Here is a 4,485-nt window from a genome sequence, read left to right as displayed (position 1 = left end):
AGCCCCCGACCCGGGGCATTTCGTTCGCCGCACCCGCCGCTTCCCGCGCCGGGCACTTTTACTACGTTACCTCACCGTCTTCGCCGTGTCAAACCGTTTGTCCCGGTCTGTCGTGCTTCGTACGGGTTGGCCCCGACGAGCGCACGCAGCAGCGAACCGCTGCGTCGATCATCGGAATTTGGCAGACCGGCCGCTCTGCGGTTTCCCGCGAGCTCGCCCGGTTCCCTGCCGGCCGTGAACCTTACCCGGTCGGCTTCGCTGCGCCAAATCCGCCTCGCGGCAGATCCGGTGAGCCCCGCCCGGGGCCGCGTCGTGCGGGATCTCGACCCGTCCGACCCGGTGCCAGTCCGGTTGACGCCTCAGGACTTTCGCCCTGTTTGCCCCGTTCCGCGCTGGCAGAGAGAAAGTTACGCGTCTGCGGGTTTGAACGTCAAATCCGGGGGTAGCGTCCCCGGTCACATCATTTCCCGCTCGCTATATCGCCTGCTCAGCGCCGGTGTGCCGCTTCCGTCCCAGTCGCAGGGCAGCGTCGCCGCCCACCGAAGGTCCGCACCCGGGGCCGTCGCGCCTGATCCTCGCGCGCCAGCCGCAGGGTTGCCGACAGAGGTAGTCAGCGCGCCAAGGGCCGCCGGTATTCCCCAGCGTGGAGGTAGCCAGCTCATCGTGCGCCTTCCACGACGTGGAACGGGCCGGTGGCGGTGAAGCGATCGGCGACGGTCGGCCTGGGTGCGCGGTGGAGTCGCCCGGTGGCGGTGCACCCAGTGGCCGGCGGAGTGGCCTGCGGCGGTGCAACCCAGTGGGTGGTGGAGTGGCCCCGGTGGCGTCGGTCAGGATGCCCGGCGGTCGGCGCGCCGGCCGGCCGCCCGCCACGCTCGGATGCCGAGCACACCCACGGCGGTACCGATGAGCAGGGACGCCGCGATCAGCAGGGCATGGATCCAGAGGAAGCCGGTGGCCGGGAACTCCCCGACCGTGCCGGTGGACCAGGACCGCGGGTCCTTCCAGATGGCGACGGCGAACCTCGGCCAGATCACCCAGGTCCAGATTCCGACCCCGGTGAGGAAGAGCGCCCAGCCGCGCGACAGCACCATGGCTGCCGAGTATGCCAGCGCGACCTGGGCGGCCGAAGGGCCGGCCGGCGCCCGAGGCGCAGGTCAGGGGGTCGGCCACCGTCGGCACCGACCGCAACCGGAGCCGGTGACCGTGATCGGGAGCGGGGGCCGGCGTTGTCCACGGTCAGGGTGACGGAGCTGCCGGAAGGTGACGGGTGGGCAGGCCGGATGCGGGCGGGTCGCGGTGCGGCTGGCTCCCCGGCGTCGCGTCGGCGCGCACGTACGCCGACCGTGGCGGGGGTTGCACTCGTACACCCTGCGGTCGTCGCCCGTGCCCGCTCGAAGCGCAACCGGCAGGCGGAGCCCGGCGAGCATCCGACCACGGCCGGCCCGAAGGCGGGCGCACGGCGGTGCCGGGAGTCGAAGTGGCGATGAGCAGTAACCGTTTTTTTCGCCATTTCGGAACTGCGGTGGGCGGTTCGGACGGGATTCCGGAAACGGGAGGCCCGCATGATCTCGGGCCCCCGAACCACTCCGTCAGAAGCAGGTGCCGATGCCACCGAACGCGGGGTTCGCCCGGTCGTGATAATCGATCGCGCCACTCGGGTCGGCCATGAAACCGCCCCAGATGATGCAACCGCCCTCCACGTACGCCCGGGCCGGTCCGGCTGCCCAGAGCTTGGGGTGGGCACTCCGCATCCCCGCCGAATGTGTGCGGTCCATTTCCCGTCGCCGCCACCTGCGGCACAGCCGCGCCATTCATCGATGACGGTGAATCTGACGTACTTCGCAACGGGACATTTCAGTGAACCAGAAATTGCCGTGTTGTTTCCCGAGGACTCGCGCGGGGCACTGAGTTCCGGGACCGGCGCAGACCGTCATCGGAGGTGACCCGTGCAGCCGTCGACGTTCAATCCCTGGGCCTGGCGCGACCCGTCCGCCCTCGCCGGCGGGTACTCCGGGGCCAGCCCCGACTCCGCCCCGCCGGACGGGCCGGAGCCCGGCGGTGACGGACCGGACGCCCCCGGCCCCGGCACCCCGCTCGACCTGGTCGGCTACCGGGTGGAGGCCACCGACGGGCGGATCGGCTCGGTCGACGCGGCGAGCGACGACACCGACGCCCGTTGGCTGGTGGTGGACACCGGACCGTGGATCTTCGGCCGCAAGGTCCTGCTGCCGGCCGGCACGGTGACGCGGGTGGACCACCTGGACCGCACGGTGCACGTGGACCGCACCCGCGAGCAGGTCAAGGAATCGCCGGCCTTCGACCCGGACGCGTACGGCGAGCCCGGCTACCGGGACCGGATCGGCGACTACTACCGGGAGAGCTACCGGCAGAGCTGAGCGCGGGCACGGAAAACGGTCGGACCCGCTACCGTGGGGACATGGTCCGGCCGATGAGCTACGCGCCGGAGGTCGTCGACCCGGTCGACGGCCTCCCGCTCGGTGTCGTGACCCTCTCTCCGACCCGCTCCGACGACGGCCGCGAGCGGACGATCGACGTACTTCGTGCCGGTGGACTGCGGTTCCGCGACGGCGCGCGATGGCGTTCGGCTCACTGAGCCGACCCTGACCGGCCCGGGACGACCTCCCCGGTCGGCGCGCGCCCGCGCACACCTCGTCCACCAGGCACGAAAGGCGTACCACATGTCCGTCGCACGGATGCTCACCGGGGACCGCCCCACCGGGCGGCTGCACCTCGGCCACTACGTCGGCAGCATCGCCAACCGGGTGCGGCTGCACCAGCGCTACGAGAGCTTCTTCATCATCGCCGACCTGCACATGCTCACCACGCGGAACACCCGCGAGGACATCGAGCGGGTCGCGGGCAACGCCCGGGAGATGGTCACCGACATCCTGGCCGCCGGCGTCGACCCGCAGCGTGCCACCTTCTACCTCCAGTCGGCCATCGCGGAGGTCGGCGACCTGAACACCCTCTTCCAGAACCTGGTCACGGTGCCCCGGCTGGAACGCGTGCCCTCGCTCAAGGACATGGCGCGCGACGCCGGCAAGGAGGAGATGCCGTACGGCCTGCTCGGGTACCCGGTGCTCCAGGCCGCCGACATCCTCTGCGTGAAGGGACAGGTCGTTCCGGTCGGCAAGGACAACGCGGCGCACGTGGAGGTGACGCGGGAGATCGCCCGGCGCTTCAACCACCTCTACGGTGAGGTGTTCCCCGTGCCCGAGACGATCGCGTCCGAGACGCCGACCCTGGTCGGCACGGACGGCCGGGCGAAGATGAGCAAGAGCCTCGGCAACACGATCGCGCTCTCGGCCGACTCGGCGACGGTCCGCCGCGCGGTGATGGGCATGTACACCGACCCGAACCGGATCCGCGCCGACGTGCCCGGCACCGTCGAGGGAACCCGGTCTTCGCGTACCACGACATCTTCAACCCCGATCGGGCGCAGGTCGACGACCTCAAGGAGCGCTACCGGGCCGGGCGGGTCGGCGACGTGGAGGTGAAGGAGAAACTGGCCGTCGCGCTCGACCGGTTCCTGGAGCCGATCCGGGAGCGCCGGGCCCGGATCGAGGCAGAGCCCGGGCTGGTCGACCAGCTGATCTTCGAGGGCACGGAACGGACCCGGCACGAGGTGCGGCAGACGCTCGTCGAGGTCCGCCGGGCGATGGGGCTGACCAGCGCGTACACGCAGGTGCGCCGCCGGGCCGAGCGGCACCGCACGGCCACGGCCACGCCGGCCTGAAGCGGTCGTACGACCGGCGTCCGGCCCGGGACCGGGAATCCTGCTCCGGTACCGGGCCGGATCGTGCGGAGCGGTCGCAGCGGGATGAATGAGTGGCTCCGGGCGGGGCATCTGGAACACCATGGGCGTGGTCCGGTACGAGGTGGTGATGCCGGTCGTCGACGAGCTGGGCCAGCTCGTCGACCTGCTGCGGAAGGCGGCTCCCGGCGAGCAGTTGTACGTCCGGTGGTCCCGCGGTCCCGACGTCGACCTGTCCGGCGAGCCCGGGTCCGGGCAGTCCAGCAAGGACGCGCTGACCGGCATCGACCTGCCCGGCCTCTCCGCCAATCCGCTCGCCGTCGAGTCGTGGTGGGGCGACCGGCCGCTGCGGCTCTGGGTGGCCCGCCGGCTCTACGACTACTGCCACCTGCGTCGGCTACGCGGCCCCGGCGTACGTCCCTGGGTGCTGGCCGGCGAGCAGCGCGGCCGGGGACCGGACAACGAGCCGCTGGTGCGGTGCCGCCGGCCGGTCGCGTGGATGTCGGAGCGGGCGCTGCGGGAGGCGGACCGGGTGGTCGAGGCGCAGGCGTCGGCGGAGTGGGGACCGCTGCACCGGGCCGACTGATCCGCCCCCGACCGAACTCTCTGGTGGCCCGGGGCGGATGTCGCTAGGTTTCGGCTTCGGGTACCGCACCGTCGTCGATCGGGGGAAGTCGGCCGCGTGTCACACATCGAGAAGATCACCGGGG

4 protein-coding genes and 1 pseudogene are annotated in these 4,485 nt (G+C 71.5%); 4 read left to right on the top strand and 1 reads right to left on the bottom strand.

Annotated elements, in window-relative coordinates; genetic code table 11:
- Positions 1–827 precede the first annotated feature (827 nt).
- Positions 828–1,091: an SCO4848 family membrane protein gene (locus ACFHW0_RS31455; protein ID WP_416613258.1), complete on the bottom strand. Its 264-nt coding sequence runs from the start codon at positions 1,089–1,091 to the stop codon at positions 828–830.
- A gap of 855 nt (positions 1,092–1,946) precedes the next feature.
- On the opposite strand from ACFHW0_RS31455, the gene ACFHW0_RS31450 reads away from it, so the two are divergent.
- The 4 genes and pseudogenes from ACFHW0_RS31450 to ACFHW0_RS31435 all read left to right on the top strand — a co-directional run bounded on the left by ACFHW0_RS31450 (position 1,947) and on the right by ACFHW0_RS31435 (position 4,361).
- Positions 1,947–2,396: a PRC-barrel domain-containing protein gene (locus ACFHW0_RS31450; protein ID WP_416613257.1), complete on the top strand. Its 450-nt coding sequence runs from the start codon at positions 1,947–1,949 to the stop codon at positions 2,394–2,396.
- Between the two features lie 41 nt (positions 2,397–2,437).
- Positions 2,438–2,614, top strand: a complete 177-nt coding sequence (locus ACFHW0_RS31445) for a hypothetical protein (protein WP_416613256.1) — start codon at positions 2,438–2,440, stop codon at positions 2,612–2,614.
- Positions 2,615–2,699: 85 nt separating this feature from the next.
- A pseudogene (gene trpS / locus ACFHW0_RS31440) lies at positions 2,700–3,757 on the top strand (tryptophan--tRNA ligase).
- Positions 3,758–3,845: 88 nt separating this feature from the next.
- Positions 3,846–4,361 carry a DUF6098 family protein gene (locus tag ACFHW0_RS31435; RefSeq protein WP_416613255.1) on the top strand — a complete coding sequence of 172 codons (516 nt, stop codon included), beginning with the start codon at positions 3,846–3,848 and terminating at the stop codon, positions 4,359–4,361.
- Positions 4,362–4,485: the final 124 nt, after the last annotated feature.

This window comes from Micromonospora sp. LOL_025 (assembly GCF_048060285.1).
Classification (GTDB): Bacteria; Actinomycetota; Actinomycetes; order Mycobacteriales; family Micromonosporaceae; genus Micromonospora.
The sequence above is the reverse complement of the archived record's forward strand: the minus strand, read 5'-3'. Positions and strand labels throughout refer to the sequence as shown.